Raw genomic sequence first — 16,325 nt, forward strand, 5'->3', positions numbered from 1 at the left:
TTGTGGGCGGTTAGCTTCCTGCGCCCCTTCGATCGGTTTAGGCCACATGGTTTAGTCCGCGGGGCACTTTCCCCTCCTCGAGACTCGTCAACTCAGCATAAAGGCGTTCCGAACGATGCGATCCATCAACGAGCTTCTCGTACGCGATTCGGTAGGTGCTTCGGAGGGTTCGCGTTGACCGTTGTCCTCGTTCGGCAGCGCTTCGCGCGCACCCTGGCTCGTCGGCTGCCAGCCGCGATTGGCGCCGTGGTCTTCTCGGCGGGGCCGGGGGCGGCGCTGGCCGATGCCTATCGGGTTCCCTATCAGGGCGCCGCAGCAGCCGGGCAGGGCGAGGCGTTTTCGGCACAGGCCGACGACCCGTCGGCAATCTACTACAATCCCGCGGGCCTCACGCAGCTGAAGGGGTGGCAGGTGTACACCGGCACGAATCTGGTCGGCGGCACGGTCGCATTCGAAAACGCCAGAGGTCAACAGATCGAGGGCGATCTGGGCGGTAGCGTCGCCGTGCCGCCCCCGAGCAATCTCTATCTGACGGCGAATCTCAAGGACCTCGGCATCGATGCCTTCGGCCCGTTGTCCGTGGGCGTGGGGCTCACCGGCACTTACGGCCTCATCGTCCGCTATCCGAAAAACGGTCCGTTCTCGTCGGTCGTGACGAGCGCAAAGCTTCCGTTGCTGACGATCAAGCCAACAATCGCGTACCGCGTGCATGACTGGGTGTCGTTCGGGCTCGGGCTCGACATCTATACCTTTGCGTCGTTTCTTGGCGAAGGGCATTACGAAAGTAAGCGGGCACTGCCGGGCATCGGGGGGGATGAGGTGAACGGCAACGGTACCGGCGTCGGCTACAACGCCAGTCTGATGGTTACCCCGTTGCGCACCGCCGCGGGCAAGCCTCAGTTCAACATCGGATTCGTCTATCGGGGGCAGACGACACTGCCGCTCAGCGGTCAGTATCGGCTGAATGGTGTGCAAGTTGCGAATGCGAAAACGGAACTGCCCCTCCCCCAGGTCGTCACAGGGGCCGTGGCCTATTGGCCGGTGCGTGATGCGGAGCACGAGTGGAAGCTCGAATACGACATGGACTTCGTTGGCTGGGATTCCTCCCGCAGCTTCGACGTCCATCTGTCCAACGGCGGTACGGCGAGCACCCCGCAGCACTGGCGCTCGATTTTCACAGCCAGTGCCGGGACCGAATTCCGGTGGCTGGCTCCGGATTTCCTGCCGGGCTGGGAAGTTGCGTTGAGGACCGGTTACCAGCGCTCGAACACGCCGGTGCCGGAGTACACGTTCACTCCGACGGTGGCCGACGCGGACTGGAACATTTTCGCCGTGGGGGTGGGGCTGCTGTGCAACGGCAATGGCTCGCTGTTTGGCCTCGCTGGCTGCGGGCGCGGAGAGGGTGGCGGGCCAGGGGCTGTCGGGATCGATCTGGCTTTCCAGGCGGCCTTCTTCGAACCGCGCACGATTGCTGTGAACCGCCAGCCCAGCGTGATCGGCCGTTACGACACCACGCTGTATATCGGGTCGGTCAATTTTCGGGTCGCGTTCTGAGACCTTCCATCAGGTCTGACGGGAATGAGCGGTAACCTTGTCGGTTATTGGTCTTTCGGGGCCAGATCCGGCTGATTAGGGCGGGGCTGCTCCTGGCGCGACGCAGTACCGGCTCGCCAGCGCGCGGAAGTGTTCGCTCAGGTGGCGCTCCGCCGCAAACGCGGAACGCCGTTACCGTCCCCGGATCGAGCCCCGGAGGCCCGGGGCCAGCCCGAGCGAGGTCAGGATGCGGTGCTGGCGCAGGCCTGATAGTCGCAGATCAGTTGATGCAGCTTGTTGCTGTCACCGGCACACTCTTCCAGCCGGCTTGCGATCAACTGTTCGTAATGCCGACGGAGGGCCGAGTCGCTGGGACGGGGGAAGGTCAGCGCCTCGACCATCGAGGCGACATGCGTCAGGTAGTGACGACGCAAGGTTGCGTCCTGAGGAATCTGGGTGACCGGTGTTGCAGCTGCTGCGCAACAGGCACTGGCCGGGGCCGCCGCAGCGCTGTGCGATGCCGGTGCAGGCTGTGCTGCCGGCTTCGCCGGGGCGGCGTCACGCGGTGCCGCCGGCGTGCTGGCCGCCACGCGTTTGCTCGGTTCCGGTTCTGCGCGCTTGGGTGCGGCCGCAGGGTTGGTTTCCCCTGCCTTTTTTTTCCGATATGAACTGATCGCCATCAGCAGGAACAGGATGATCACGATGATGGGCAAAATGGAAGTCATAACTCGACACGCCTCCTGATTATCTTTTTCGAATCCGACAACACGCACGCCCCACCGGAGCAGGCCCGGTGCGCAGTGCGACGGGCAGAATGCTCGCGAGGCATGGCCTTGTCAATCGGGAGGTCGGCCCGCACCGTTGCGGGGAAGGGCCGGATCGAACGTGATGCCCTGGCGCCGGCGGTGTTTCCGGCGCCTGCTGCGGGTGTGGGTTTCAGGCCGGGGCGCTGAGCGCCTTGCGCAACTTGGACATCGCGCTGTTCTCGAGCTGGCGTATCCGCTCGGCAGAGACGTTGTAGCGAGCCGCCAGATCGTGCAGGGTGAGCTTCTGGTCTTGCAGCCAGCGGCTTGCCAGGATGTCCCGCGAGCGTTCGTCGAGCGTCTCGATGGCTGCCGACAGCCGCTTCTGCTCGTTCTCACCGTGATCCAGCGTCTCGAGAACGTCAGCCGGGTCGCCATTCTCCTGGCTGAGGTAATGAATGGGCGCAGTCGCGTCATACTCGCCGGTGTCATCGTCGGCGCTGCCTTCCATCGCGACATCGTAGTTGTGCAGCCGGTTTTCCATTTCGTACACGTCGGCGACATCCACACCCAGTTCGCCCGCGACGGCCTGCGCTTCATCCTGATTCAACCAACCCAGGCGGGTCTTCAGCCGCCGCAGGTTGAAGAAGAGCTTGCGCTGCGCCTTGGTCGTGGCAACCTTGACGATGCGCCAGTTCTGGATGATGAACTCGTGGATCTCGGCGCGTATCCAGTGCACGGCAAAGGACACGACCCGCACGCCCAGCGACGGGTCGTAACGCTTTACGGCCTTCATCAGTCCGACGGTGCCTTCCTGTACGAGATCGGCAATGGGCAGTCCGTAGCCCGCATAGCCGCGAGCGATGAACACCACGAAGCGCAGGTTGGCAACGACCAGTTTCCGCGCGGCCGCGAGGTCGTTGTGGTCTCTGAAACGCTCGGCCAGTTCTCGTTCCTCTTCCGCCGTCAGCCGGGGAAACCGGTTGACGAGCGCAAGGTACTCGTCGAACGATCCAACCGAAATGTTGGTGGGAAGGGAAAGCGCGTTGGTCATCTCTGCTGTGATTCCTGTTGTCTGTGTGCCGGACGAAGATGTTAGCACTCTGCCGATTGGAGTGCTAATCCTCCGACAAGTTCAACCCGAGGCATGACGGCTAATGCAGGCGTTCCTCGAACAGCGCGGCGATGAATTTCCCGGCGTCGAAGTCCTGCAGGTCTTCGATCCCTTCGCCGATGCCGATATAGCGGATTGGAATCCCGAACTGCTTGGCCAGCGCGAAGATCACGCCACCCTTCGCCGTGCCGTCCAGTTTGGTCAGTGCGAGGCCGGTCAGACTCACGGCTTCGTTGAACTGCCGCGCCTGCGCGATCGCATTCTGGCCGGTGCCGGCGTCGAGCACCAGCAGCACCTCGTGCGGCGCCGTGGCATCGAGCTTCCCGATGATGCGCTTGATCTTGCGGAGCTCTTCCATCAGGTTGGATTTGGTATGCAGCCGGCCGGCCGTGTCCGCGATCAGCACATCGATGCCGCGGGCCTGGGCCGCCTGCACGGCGTCGTAGATGACCGAGGCCGAGTCCGATCCCGATGATTGCGCGATGACGGGTATCTCGTTGCGCTCGCCCCAACGCTGCAACTGCTCGACCGCAGCGGCCCGGAAGGTGTCCCCTGCGGCCAGCATGACCGAATGTCCCTGATTCTGCAGACGCTTGGCCAGCTTGCCGATCGTCGTGGTCTTGCCGACGCCGTTGACGCCGACGACCAGGATCACGAACGGGCGAGTGTCCGGGGGAATCACGAGGGGCGCGCTGCAGGGGGAGAGTATGTCGAGCAACTGGCCGCGCAGCCGGGCATTCAAGACGTGCCAGTCGCGGAGTTCGTGGCGTTCGAGGCTGCCGGTCAGATCGTCGATGATGGCGCCCGTGGCCGTGACGCCCAGATCGGCCATCAGCAGGCGCTCTTCGATCTCTTCGAGCAATTCGCGGTCGATCGTTTTCCGGCCCAGCGCCAGGTTGGCGAGGACACCCGTGAACCCGCCCCGGGTCTTGCCCAATTGCGAGCGCAAGCGGTCGAACAGGCTGACCGGTGCGGCCGGAGGGACGGCTTCGGGGGCCGGTGCGACGACTGGTCGTGGCTGAAGCGGCTGGCGCTCTTCCGGGATGGCAGGGGTGGGCGAACGTTGCGCGACCAGGGTCGGCCGTCGCAAACGCAGGTTCACATGCAGCACGTTCAACAGCAGCACGCCCGCGACGACGCTGTGCGCGACGACCGCTGCGGCATGCAGCTTGAAGATCAGCGTGGCGATCCCCAGGGCGACTTCTGCCAGTAGCCAGAAGCTAAGCCACACGCCCGTGCGGCTGAGGCCGGGAAAACGCCGGCTGGAGCTGATCCCGAGGGCGAGCGCGGTCAGCAGCAGGAACGTGCCCAGCGCGCCGATCCGATGCAGCCAATGGATGGCCACGCGCCCCCCGATCGTCAGGCTGCTGGTTCCCGACGCGGCAGCGGATGCGCCGAAACCGGTCGCGTAGTCCGCCTCAGGCCACGGCTGGCCCAGACAGGTCGGGAAGTCGGGGCAGGCCAGACCGGCGAAGTTGGCACTGGTCCACGCGCCGGCCGCGACCTCGACCACCAGCGCGAGTAAGGCCAGCCGCGCCAGTCCGCGCTGGCCGAGGCCGACGCCGAAGGTCTTCAGGCCGCCCGGCGTCGCGCTCAGATAGGCGCTGTACAACAGCGCCAGCAGCGTGAATCCGAGCAGGAGATGCGCGGTCACCACCAGTGGCAACAGCCGCAATTCGATCAGCCAGAAGCTCAGCGCACCCTGCAGAATGACGACCCCGAGGCTCGTCAGAGTCAGTATCGCCGTGCGGAGCCGATTTTCGCGGAGCCGCCAGACGACCAGCGCCAGCACCAGAATTGCGGCGGCGACGACCGCCGACAGATAGCGGTGACCCATGGCGATGCCGGTGTCGAGCGCCGCCGCCTTGGCCTCGCCGGCACCCGTGCCCATGGCAGGCGGAGGTGCGGTGCCCAGTACACCGGCGGTGCAACTCGGCCAGTCGGGGCAGGCAAGGCCGGCGCCCGATACGCGAACATAGGTACCCAGGGCGATGGTGCAGAGCGCCAGCAGGATGGTGAACAGCGTGAGCTTTCTAAACATGGCGAAGGTCGGGTGGTGCGGTTCCGTCACGAGTGTGACTGCATGCCGTCAGCGCATCGCTGCGGGTGGCCCGTGCGGCAATCGGCGTGCGGGCAACTGCTAGTCGTGACGGCGGCATGGACTCGTTTGGAGCCGGGTGGAAAGAGTCGGCGGTGGGGTTCGCAGAGTGTTCGTCGCGCTCAGCCGATTTGCGAATAGCGCAGCAGATGCTTCAAATCCCTGAGCACGCCGTGAGGATCGAAATCGGGTGCGTACCACATCATCACGTTGGCGAAGGGGTCGATCAGGACGACGGTACCGTCGTCCGGCTCATGGCCGACGATGGCGGTGAGTTTCTTCCGCAGTTCGTCAGGCAGGCCGCCGTACTGGAGATCGGTATCCTCCTGCAGACCCTCGACCGGCTTGCGGTTCGCGACGGGCGTCAGCAGCAGACGCCGCACGCGGACGATGTCCTTGTTCAGCAGCAGGCGAATCTGGCGCGTCATCTGCAGGCTGTTCCGGCAGGGGGCGCCGCAACCGGAGGCACCCTCGACCTGAAGAAGAATCCAACGGCCCTTGAGCGCATCCAGCGGCGCGGCGTCGGGGCCGACCGGGCGCAGCAGGTCGGAATAGGGGACCGGTTGGGCGGGCACGATCAGGTTTCCATAGTTGCTGCGCCCGGATACCCACTGCGGATTCTGAAAATAGAGCCAGGCCAGCAGGAACGGAACCAGCGAGATCAGCGCGATAAGCAGCAGCATCAGCCGGTTGCGACGCTGCGGGGTTGATTTGGTGGCCACTGGGTGGGATTTGCTCCGTCTTTACTCGGGTCTGCTACACCGCTTATCGATCGCTGCGGACTTTGTTGCGGCGCAGTCCGTGCCACAGGAACAGGATCGTGAGAACCCCGGCAAAGGCAAACCATTGCAGCGCATAACCCCGATTTTTTCCCGGGTCTACGCTGGCCGGCTTCCAGTCGCGGACATAGCCCTGCGCTTCGGCGGGCGACAATAATACCTGATACGGAAGAATCGAGTAGCCGAGGCGTTCCGACAATGCCGCCGGCTCGGCGACCAGGGTGACGGCCGGCCAGCCGGGCGCCGGAATCTCGGCGCCGGAGAGGTGCCAGGCCACTTCCGGAAACTTGTCGGCGATGCCGTGCAGCGTCACGCTCACGGGCGCAACGTCGACCGGCGGCAGCCGCGTTCTGTCCGGACCAACGCCGATCCAACCCCGGTTCACGAGGACGGCCCGATCGCCTGGCCCATCCAGTTTCAGCGGCGTCAGCACGTGGTAGCCGGCCTGGCCGCGGTGGATCTGATTGTCGAGCAGGAATTGATGGTCGGCATCGAAAGTGCCCCGAACGACGACCGGGCGATAGCGGATCTCATCCAGCGACGGGCCCGGTGCGTCGATGACCCACTCAGCGCCCCCGAGTCGTTCGTCCCGCAAGGACAACAGCGCTTCCTTGGCCGCGGCGCGGTCGAGCTGCCAGTTGCCGAGGGCCACAAAGGTCGGTACCAGCAGGGTGACGGCAAAGGCGGCGGCCCATCCCGGTTTGAAGCTATAATCGGCGTTCATTGCAGTGACAGGCCCTCGGGTCTCGTCGTCGTCATCATTTCTTGATGTCCCCTGGGGACGCGGTGGCCGGAGTTCATGCAAACCCTGATCGTCCTCGTGCTGCTGATCATTGTCGGAAGTCTCGGTTCGGCGCTCTATTATCTGCTGAAAGATCGCGGCCGTTCGCCGCGGACGGTCAAGGCCCTGACCTTCCGCATTGGACTGTCGATCACGCTGTTCGTGCTGCTGCTGCTCGGTTTCCAGTTCGGTCTGCTGCATCCGCACGGCCTCGCGCCGGCCCAGCGCGGTATGCCAGCGACCGGCACGGTCTCTCCGGAGTCCGGGAGTCCCGCCCGGTGAAACGCCGTGCCACGTTTCGCTGCCTGGCGTAACGGGCTACCGGTCCGAGTTGCGCCATGCCCCTCCCCGCCACGCCCGCGATAGACGTCCTGCTCGATCAGACGCCGTGCGGTATCGGTTTGCGCGAGCCCGGACGACTGGTATGGGCCAACGGGACGCTGCGTGAACTGCTGGGCCTTGCCGCCGACGAAGCGATGCCGGTCGGGTTTCCACCCGATGCGCGTCTCGAAGCCCTGCTCGGAGACGACGAAACATTTGCCGTGACCGATCGCGCCGGGGCCACGCGCTGGCTGAGACGCCTGCCGGTCGCGGGGTCGACGGACCGGGAACGATGGGAGTACTTTGTCGATGTCACCCGCGAGATCGAATTGACGGCTGAAGTCGAGGTGCTGGAACTGCGTGACCGCGAGACGGGGGTGCTGAATCGCAAGGGCATCCTGGCGGCGCTCGAAAAGCAGCTTGCGCGCACACGCCGCTATGGCAACCCGCTCGCCGTCGCACGTCTGGAGTTTCGCTCCGAGGCACCTCGGACGGAGTGCGCTGAGTCGGTTGCTGCCTTGGTCCAGGAGTTGCGGGCGCAGTTGCGATGGGTCGATGAGGTCGGGCGGCTGGATGCGACCCGGGTGTTGCTGGTTCTGCCCGAGACCGATGCCGCCGGCGCCCATCAGTTGCTCGACACGCTGCAGCGGGAGCGGATCGAGCCATTGCAGCGTGATCGCGCCATCACGACCGCGGTCGCCGTAACCGCCTGGCAGAAGGGCGACGATCAGCGTCGCTTGCTGGAACGTCTGGGCTGGCCGCCTGCGACCCGCGCTTGATCCACCCAACGCCCAAGGCGGTGTCGGGCTGACATGCCGGACACCAATAGGTCGAGCGCCAGTCCTTGCCGCAGCGCCGATAGTGAATTGCCGATCCGCATTCGAAGCACGGCAGCCCGGCCCGCCGGTAAACCCACAGGCGTCCGCCGGCATCGTTCTCGAACCGCGTCACACGCGGTCCGGGCCGGAGATTGCGGTCGAGCAGAACAGCCGCGTTGCGGTAGAGCGTGAGCAGTACGGCGTCACTTACCGTGCCGAGCGGGGCCAGCGGGTGTAAACGGTGCAGGAACAGGAGTTCCGATTTGTAGACGTTGCCGATGCCACAGGCCACGCGTTGGTCGAGCAATACGTCGGTCATGGGGGTGTCGGGTTCGCAGAACTCGCGGGCACGCGCCGGGACCGCGGCCAGATCGGCTTGTCGCTCGAGCAGGTCCACGCTCAACCGGGCTTTCAGCGTTCGCTCGCGGATGCCGTCGGTGCGGAGGATTTCGCATTCCTTGGCGTTGAAGCAGACGTACACCTCGGCTCCGATCACCAGGGTCGCGGAAGCCTGACGCCGCGGTTTCTGCCATGGCTCAGCAAGACCATAGCGATGCCAGGATCCATACATGCCCAGGTGCGTGCGCAGCGTGATGCCGTGCTCGAAGGCGATGAGCAAATGCTTGCCGCGCGCCATCACCGAGTGGATGCGCCGACCGCTAAGCGCGGCGCCATCCGCGGTTTTGAGCTCTACCCGTTGGGGGGCTTGTCCCACCCAGCGGGGTGCCAGGGCCGCGGCCAGCTTGTGGATGGTGTCGCCTTCGGGCATTGCGGCTCGGCCTACACGCTGGGGCGTGCAGCAAGCGATGGTAGCGACTGGCTGCAGCGAATGGAACGCTCTAACATGCAGAATGACCTGGCTTCCGAATTTGGTGAAATACCCGGCGCTTCCGCGCTGGATCCGTCGGCTTTCGTGAGTGCGATCCCACTCACGAGATTTCCTGTCCGGCCGCCGTTTCGGAGCACCTGCCGCTTCGACCGTAGAGGTCGCGCTCTGAACTCTTCGACCCGCCACCCGACATAAGGACCACCCCAATGGCAAAAGACACTCCGACGACGATCGTGATCTTCGGCGCATCCGGCGACCTGACCAAGCGCAAGTTGATGCCGTCGCTGTTCAACCTTTACCTAAAGGATCGATTGCCGAAGAACTTTCGCATCGTCGGTTTCGGCGGTACCGCGTTCACGGACGAGGCCTTTCGTGAGCAGCTGCTGGCCGGGGCGCGCCAGTTCGCCACCTACGCGTTCACCGACGAGCAATGGACGGCTTTCGCCGCCGGTCTGCACTATCTGAGCGGCAAGTACACCGAGGCTCCCGACCTCCAGCGTCTCGACGAGCTGATCTCCGGGTGGGAAAGCGGTAACGCCAGTCGGCTGTACTACCTGGCGGTGCCGCCAAAGCTGTTTCCGGTCATCATCTCGAACCTGGATGCAACCAACCAGCTCAGCGAGGATAGCGGCTGGCGCCGGGTCGTCCTTGAGAAACCCTTCGGCACCGATCTCGCGTCTGCGGTCGAACTGAACGAGCAGGTCCACAAGGCGCTGCACGAGAACCAGATTTTCCGCATCGACCACTATCTCGGCAAGGAAACCATCCAGAACATCCTGTTCACCCGTTTCGCCAACACCATCTTCGAGCCGATCTGGAATCGCACGTACATCGATCATGTGCAGATCACGGTGTCGGAGCAGGTTGGGCTGGAACACCGGGCCGGTTTTTACGATGGGGTCGGTGTCCTTCGGGACATGTTCCAGAACCACCTGATGCAGTTGCTGATGCTGGTGGCCATGGAACCGCCGGCCTCGTTCGAGGCCGGGCACCTGCGGAACGAGAAGGTCAAGGTGCTGAGCGCGATCAAGCCGATGACGCCCGAGCAGGTCGCGGCGAACACCGTCCGGGCACAGTATCGCGGGTATCGCGAGGAGCCCGACGTCAAGCCGAACTCGTCGACGGCCACGTTCGGCGCGATCCGGCTGTTCATCAACAACTGGCGCTGGCAGGGCGTGCCGTTCTATCTGCGCTCCGGCAAGTCCCTGGCCGAGAAGAAAAGCCACATCATCATCCGCTTCAAGGAGCCGCCGCTGTCGATGTTCCCGATGCAGACGCTGAAGCCGAACATGCTGGTGCTGTACCTGCAGCCGGACGAAGGCGTGCATCTGCGGTTCGAGGTCAAGGCACCCGATACGGTCGCGGAATCGCGGTCGGTCGATATGGAGTTCCGCTATGCCGAGGCCTTTGGGCAGAGCGCGATCCCGGAGTCCTACGAACGTCTGCTCCTCGACGCGATTCAGGGCGACGCTTCGCTGTTCACGCGGGGCGATGAGGTCGAGGCTTCCTGGACGCTGATCGAGCCCATTCTGGAGGCCTGGGAAAAGCGTCAGTCCCCGCCGCTGGCGACGTACCGCCCCGGCACCTGGGGGCCGGTGGAAGCCGACTCGCTTCTGGCTCGCGACGGGCGCTGGTGGATGCACGACGAAGCGGAACTGATGCTGGAGCGCTAAGCCACCGACTCACCGCTGCAGCGAGACGTGCGATGGTATTCCGCAGTACCCCGGATCCGCGGCTGATGCCGCCGGTCCGGGGCGCGGGCCGCGCTATCAGTCCTCGGCCGTTTCAGTCGAGACGAGGGCGGCTGCGGTTGTCGTCGCCTGAATGACGGTCGGAGGGATGGTCTTCAGCACGATGCCGCCCAGCGGTGGCAAGGTGATCACCAGCGAGTAAGGCTGCCCCATCCAGGGCCGCTCTTCGGCGATCAGTTCGCGCGCGCCATTGCCCATGCCGCTGCCGCCGTAGACACCGGCATCCGAGTTGACGATTTCCCGATAACGGCCTGCGGCGGGCACGCCGATGCGGTAGTCGCCGCGCGGCGTCGGCGTGAAATTGAGTCCCACGGCGACGAACTCATCGTCCGACTGGCGCAGGTAGGTCAAGACAGAATTCTGCGCGTCGTGGCAGTCGATCCACTGGAAGCCGGAGCCGTCGAAATCCCAGTGGTGCAGGGCGCGCTCGGAGCGGTAGATCACGTTCAGGTCGCGCACCAGGGTTTCGACCCCTTGATGCGGTGCATAGTCGCGCACGTACCAGTCGAGCACGGCGGTGCTGTCCCACTCGCGACCCTGGGCGAACTCGCTGCCCATGAACAGCAGCTTCTTGCCCGGGTGCGTGAACATGTACACGTACAACAACCGGAGATTCGCGAAGCGCTGCCACTCGTCCCCGGGCATCTTGTACAGCATCGAATGCTTGCCGTGCGCGACCTCGTCGTGTGAGAACGGCAGCAGGAAGTTCTCGGTGAACGCATAGAGCATGCTGAAGCTCAGCTCGCCCTGATGGTACTGGCGATAGATCGGATTCTTCTCCATGTATCGCAGCGTGTCGTTCATCCACCCCATGTTCCACTTGAGGTCGAAGCCGAGTCCGCCGAGGTAGGTGGGACGCGTCACCTGCGGCCAGGAGGTGGATTCCTCGGCCATGATCAGCGCGCCGGGAACCTGCGAATGCGTGACTTCGTTGAGTTCGCGCATGAACTCGATTGCCTCGAGGTTCTCGCGTCCGCCGTGGCGGTTGGGGATCCATTCGCCTTCGTTGCGCGAGTAGTCGAGGTAAAGCATCGACGCGACCGCATCCACGCGCAGACCGTCGATGTGGAACTCCTCCAGCCAGAACAGCGCGCTGGAAATGAGGAAGTTCTTAACCTCGTAGCGGCCGAAATTGAAGATCAGCGTGGACCAGTCGAGGTGTTCGCCCAGGCGCGGGTCTTCATGCTCGTACAGTGCGGTCCCGTCGAAACGGCCCAGGCCATGCGCATCCTTGGGGAAATGCGCGGGCACCCAGTCCAGGATCACGCCGATCCCGTTGCGGTGGCAGTGATCGACAAACCAGCGGAAATCGTCGGGTGTGCCGAAACGGCTGGTCGGCGCATAGTAGCCGGTCGTCTGGTAGCCCCAGGACTTGTCGTAGGGGTGCTCGGTCACCGGCATCAGTTCGATGTGCGTGAACCCGAGTCGGAGTGCATGGTCGACCAACATCGGCGCGAGTTCGCGGTAGTTCAACAGCTCGCCTTCCGGGCCTCGCTGCCACGAACCGAGATGCACCTCGTAGATCGACATCGGTTCGTGCTGCCAGTCGAACGCGGCGCGCTTGTCCAGCCATAGCGTGTCGCTCCAGGCGAAGGTGCTCGGCGGCTCGACGATGGAGGCGGTCTTGGGCCGCAGTTCGAAGCGCCGGCCGTAGGGGTCGGCCTTGAGCTGAATGCTGCCATCCTTGCCGCGAATCTCGTACTTGTAGACGATGCCGGTCGGCAGGTCGGGGATGAAAAGCTCCCACACGCCGTTGCCGTGCACGCGCATCGGGTGAGCACGACCATCCCAACGGTTGAAATCACCGACGACGCTGGCGCGCTCGGCGCTGGGCGCCCAGACCGAGAACAACACGCCGGCCACGCCCTCGCACTCGTGCACACGCGCGCCGAGCAGCCGGTGTGCATGCCAATGCTTGCCCTGGCCGAACAGGTGCAGGTCGAAGTCGGGCAGTTGCGGCGGATAGCAGTAGGGGTCGTGTCCGATATGTTCCCGCCGCTGATCATCCCGCCAGATGAACCGGTAGCGCGCCGGCAGGTCGCTGCTCTTGCCGCGCCATTCGAAAAGGGCGGTGCCCTCGATGCGTTCCAGGCGATGGCCACCCTCGGCGATCGTCACTTCTTCGGCATGGGGTAGGAAGGCCCTGACGAGAACGCCTTTCTTGTCATCCTGCCGTCCGAGAATCGAGAACGGATCGCTGTGCCGTGCCTCGACCAGTTTCTGCAACTCGGCAGAGAGTTTCTTGGAATTCATGATGCGCCATCTCGTAGTGGGTTCTGGAATCCGGTCCGCGGCCACTGCGCCGCGCCGCGCGCGGGCGGGGCATTGCCCCTGTGAGTTCGGATGCGGGCATTCTACAGCCTGCCGTCCGCGTTGTGTGCCGGGTGCCCCGTCTAGCCCATGGACCGCCTTTCCAAGGCTCGGCGAGAACCAGGTTGGCCTCGATGCGGGAACGTTCCGGCGTCGGCGAAACACGGTACCCGGCACCTCCCAAGGCACGACGGGACTCGCGGCTTGAGCCAAGAGCTGTCGTTGGGCAGCAGTGCAGTGGCCCGATCCGCCGTCCCGGGTGTGTTCCCCTCTCCGTCAACGGCTGGATGAGGGACCTAGACCAGTGCCACCTGGCCGGTCAGCAGGGTCGCGTTGGCCTCGACGACGCCGATCAGTGTCAGCTCCGTGGCGCTGACAGGGTTATCGATGGAGGTGCCGGTGCTGCTTTCGGTGTAGAGCCACAGGGTGCTGTGATGGCTGCCGGTAGTGTTGTCGTTGACCAGCAGCAGGGTGCGCTGGCCCTCGGCGACGGTCAGGCGGAATTCGGCGTTGAGTTCGGTGGCGAGGGCCGTCGCGTTGGTCAGGTCGCTGGTCGCGAGGCCGTCGTTGGCGGTACCCCCCAGATACAGCGCTTCGGTGCTCGCAAGATTGACGGCGGTGTTGCTGTTGTTGGACGTTCCGCTACGGCCGAAGCTCAGGGTGCCGCTGGCGTTGTCGTCGAGCCAGACGCGCAAGGTGCTGCTGAGGTCGATGGTATCGGTCTGGGCAGCGGTTCCAGTCGCGTCGAATTTCCGAATCACTTCGCCCAGGCCACCCTCGCTGAGATCCCCGTAGACGGCATGATCCTTGAGATTGTCGCCGCTGTTGCCGAAGTCGAGCGTGTCCCTGCCGAGTCCACCGTAGAAGGTGTCGCCGCCGGTGCCGCCGTACAAGCTGTCGTCGCCCGCGCCGCCGAACAGACTGTCGTTGCCGTTGCCGCCGAAAAGTTTGTCGTCGCCGTCGTCACCGAACACGCTGTCATCGCCGCCCGCCGCATAGAACACGTCATCGCCGGTGGAGCCGTTGAGCGTGTCGGCGACGGTGGAACCGGTGCGGACAGTGACCGTTTCGTCATGGCTCAGGCCGGTCTCGTCGGTGGCGCGCAAGATGAGTCGATGGGTGGCATTGGTACCGAGGAGCGTGCTGCGAGTGACGTTGCCGTCGGTCAGGCTGAAGCCGGCACTGCTGCCGGGAAGCAGGGCGTAGGTGAAGGCGGAGGAATCGGCATCGCTCGCGTCCAGGGTGGCCAGCACTTCGCCGGCTTTGGGCAGGGTGCCGTTGGCCGGCACGGCCGCGTTCCAGCGGATATCCGAGGGGGGCGCAGCGACGATATCGGACTGGCCGATGATCGTGATGGCAATGGTCCGCGTGGTGCCGTCGGCGGTGAGGACGTCGAACCGATCCTGCAGTTCCTCATCGGTCGCCAGCGCATTCACCGTGCCATTGGCGTTATCGAGGATATACGTCCAGGTGCCGTCGACGGTCAGGGTGAAGCGGCCATAGCCCAGGCTGCTGACGGTGGGCGAAGTGATGGCCTGGAAGCTTGCGGGACTGTCGATATCGGTGACGGTCAGGGTGCCGGTGACGCTGTTCGGCGCGGCGTCCTCAATGATAGAGCCGGTGAGGGTGCCGCCAACCTCGGCGGGGTCGTTGACATTGGCAATGGTCAGCTTGAAGGGCGGCGCCGCGATGGCGGCGCCGCTGCTGTCCGTGGCTGTCAGGAGTATGGAGACCGTACCGACGTCGTCGTTGGTCGGAGTGCCGCTGAAACTGCGGGTCGCGGCGTCGAAGCTGAGCCAGGCGGGCAGTGCGGCTCCGTCGGCAAGGGTCGCGGTAAAGGTCAGTATATCGCCGGCATCGACATCGCCGAACGTGCCGGCGGGAACGGTGAAACCGAACGGGGCGTCCTCGATCGCTGACTGGTCGCTCAGCGGAATGAGGAGGATCGGAGCGTCGTTGGTATTGACCACGGCGATGTCGAACGTATCGCTGGCGGTTTCGCCGGAGGTGTCGGTGGCGGTTACGGTCACGCTGACGGTGCCGACAGCGGCGTTCGGCGGGGTGCCGAAGAATCCGCCGGTACTCGAATCGAAGCTGAGCCAGGCGGGCAGCGCTGAGCCATCGGCGAGGCTGGCGGTATAGGTCAGCGTGTCGCCGGCGTCGACGTCGCTGAAGGTGCCGGCGGGGACGGTGAAGTTGAACGGGGTGTCCTCCAGGGCGAACTGATCGCTCAGCGGCGTCACGACGGTCGGGGCAGTGTTCGTCGAGTTCGCAAGATTTTCGAAATAGTTCAGGTTGCCGTCGTTTCCACCGACGATGATGTCGACGTCCCCGTCGGCGTCGAGGTCGGCCAGCGTCGGCAGGCTGAAAAACGGCCCCGCGTCGATCCCCCCCAGGGGATTGTCGGTGCCGGCGCGTTCGATGAAGATTGGGGCTCGGGCGGTGCCGATGTTCTCGAAGTAATGCAGCAGGCCGTAGGTTTCCCCGACGACGGCGTCGAGGTCGCCGTCGCCGTCGAGGTCGGCCAGGGCCGGCGCGCTGTCACCGCCGACGTCCAGTCCATTGAACGGGTTAGCCGTGCCGGTGCGCGCGGTGAACACCGGTGCCGTGGCACTTCCCGTATTCTGAAGATACTGCAGGGTGCCCGAACCTTGGCCGATGATGGCGTCGAGGTCGCCGTCAGCATCCAGATCGGCCAAGGTCGGGATGCTGAAAGAATCCACCGAAATGCGATTGAAGGGATTGGCCGTACCGGTGCGTGCGGTGAAGACCGGTGTCGTGGCACTGCCGGTATTCCGGAAATAGCTTAAATCTCCATCGGCATTACCCATCACGGCGTCGAGGTCGCCATCGCGGTCGAGGTCGCCCAAAGTCAGGGCGACATAGGGTCCTACGTCGATACCGTCGAAGGGATTGCTGCTGCCGGTGCGTTCGATAAAGATCGGCGCGGTGGCACTGCCGACGTTCTCGTAGTAGGACAGTTGTCCGCTGCTGCTCCCGACGACGGCATCGAGGTCGCCGTCACCGTCGATGTCAGCCAGACTTGGTGTGCTGTCCGTGCCTTCATTGAACTCATTGAAGGGATTCGCGGTACCGGTCCGTTCAGTGAAAGTACTCATGACTGGCCTCGGAAGAAGACGGAGCAAAAGGATCGTAAGCTTGCGTTCACTGAATCTTACATCACGGAACATGCCCGGCGCCGCCGATTCATGCCAACGCGAGTCGGTCTTTCCCTTACTGATTCATCG

12 protein-coding genes are annotated in these 16,325 nt (G+C 64.4%); 4 read left to right on the forward strand and 8 right to left on the reverse strand.

Annotated elements, in window-relative coordinates:
• Positions 1–174 precede the first annotated feature (174 nt).
• Positions 175–1,554, forward strand: coding sequence for an OmpP1/FadL family transporter (locus tag BWR02_RS17410; RefSeq protein WP_162560214.1), 1,380 nt, complete (start codon positions 175–177; stop codon positions 1,552–1,554).
• A gap of 221 nt (positions 1,555–1,775) precedes the next feature.
• Here the strand turns inward: BWR02_RS17410 and BWR02_RS17415 are convergent, their stop codons facing one another.
• The 5 genes from BWR02_RS17415 to BWR02_RS17435 form a co-directional block, all read right to left on the reverse strand.
• Complete coding sequence (locus BWR02_RS17415) at positions 1,776–2,258, reverse strand: hypothetical protein (RefSeq protein WP_139559183.1); 483 nt, start codon at positions 2,256–2,258, stop codon at positions 1,776–1,778.
• A 211-nt stretch (positions 2,259–2,469) separates the two neighbouring features.
• Positions 2,470–3,330, reverse strand: coding sequence for an RNA polymerase sigma factor RpoH (gene rpoH / locus BWR02_RS17420; protein WP_139559184.1), 861 nt, complete (start codon positions 3,328–3,330; stop codon positions 2,470–2,472).
• Between the two features lie 100 nt (positions 3,331–3,430).
• Positions 3,431–5,431, reverse strand: coding sequence for a signal recognition particle-docking protein FtsY (ftsY, locus tag BWR02_RS17425; RefSeq protein WP_139559185.1), 2,001 nt, complete (start codon positions 5,429–5,431; stop codon positions 3,431–3,433).
• Positions 5,432–5,610: 179 nt separating this feature from the next.
• Entirely contained in the window at positions 5,611–6,210 is a 600-nt protein-coding gene (locus BWR02_RS17430) for a redox-active disulfide-containing membrane protein (RefSeq protein ID WP_236102379.1), read from the reverse strand.
• Between the two features lie 43 nt (positions 6,211–6,253).
• Positions 6,254–6,991 (reverse strand): SURF1 family protein, encoded by a 738-nt coding sequence (locus BWR02_RS17435; RefSeq protein ID WP_139559186.1) that lies wholly within the window; start codon positions 6,989–6,991, stop codon positions 6,254–6,256.
• A 75-nt stretch (positions 6,992–7,066) separates the two neighbouring features.
• Between BWR02_RS17435 and BWR02_RS17440 the strand changes: the two genes are divergently transcribed.
• Together BWR02_RS17440 and BWR02_RS17445 are read left to right on the forward strand one after the other, a co-directional pair.
• Positions 7,067–7,330, forward strand: a complete 264-nt coding sequence (locus BWR02_RS17440) for a twin transmembrane helix small protein (protein ID WP_139559187.1) — start codon at positions 7,067–7,069, stop codon at positions 7,328–7,330.
• 56 nt (positions 7,331–7,386) lie between these two features.
• Entirely contained in the window at positions 7,387–8,148 is a 762-nt protein-coding gene (locus BWR02_RS17445) for a GGDEF domain-containing protein (protein WP_139559188.1), read from the forward strand.
• Here BWR02_RS17445 and BWR02_RS17450 read toward each other — a convergent pair.
• Positions 8,054–8,956, reverse strand: a complete 903-nt coding sequence (locus BWR02_RS17450; RefSeq protein WP_139559189.1) for a DNA-formamidopyrimidine glycosylase family protein — start codon at positions 8,954–8,956, stop codon at positions 8,054–8,056. The genes BWR02_RS17445 and BWR02_RS17450 overlap by 95 nt on opposite strands.
• A 266-nt stretch (positions 8,957–9,222) precedes the next feature.
• On the opposite strand from BWR02_RS17450, the gene zwf reads away from it, so the two are divergent.
• Positions 9,223–10,689, forward strand: coding sequence for a glucose-6-phosphate dehydrogenase (zwf, locus tag BWR02_RS17455; protein WP_139559190.1), 1,467 nt, complete (start codon positions 9,223–9,225; stop codon positions 10,687–10,689).
• Between the two features lie 96 nt (positions 10,690–10,785).
• On the opposite strand, the gene glgB is transcribed toward zwf, so the two are convergent.
• Together glgB and BWR02_RS21505 are read right to left on the reverse strand one after the other, a co-directional pair.
• The gene (gene glgB, locus BWR02_RS17460) at positions 10,786–13,020 is read right to left on the reverse strand and encodes a 1,4-alpha-glucan branching protein GlgB (protein WP_139559191.1); all 2,235 of its coding nucleotides are present in this window, start codon (positions 13,018–13,020) and stop codon (positions 10,786–10,788) included.
• 353 nt (positions 13,021–13,373) lie between these two features.
• A complete protein-coding gene (locus BWR02_RS21505) occupies positions 13,374–16,268 on the reverse strand; it encodes a putative Ig domain-containing protein (protein ID WP_139559192.1) in 2,895 nt (964 codons plus the stop codon).
• Between the last annotated feature and the right edge of the window lie 57 nt (positions 16,269–16,325).

It is taken from the genome of Methylotetracoccus oryzae (assembly GCF_006175985.1).
GTDB lineage: Bacteria > Pseudomonadota > Gammaproteobacteria > Methylococcales > Methylococcaceae > Methylotetracoccus > Methylotetracoccus oryzae.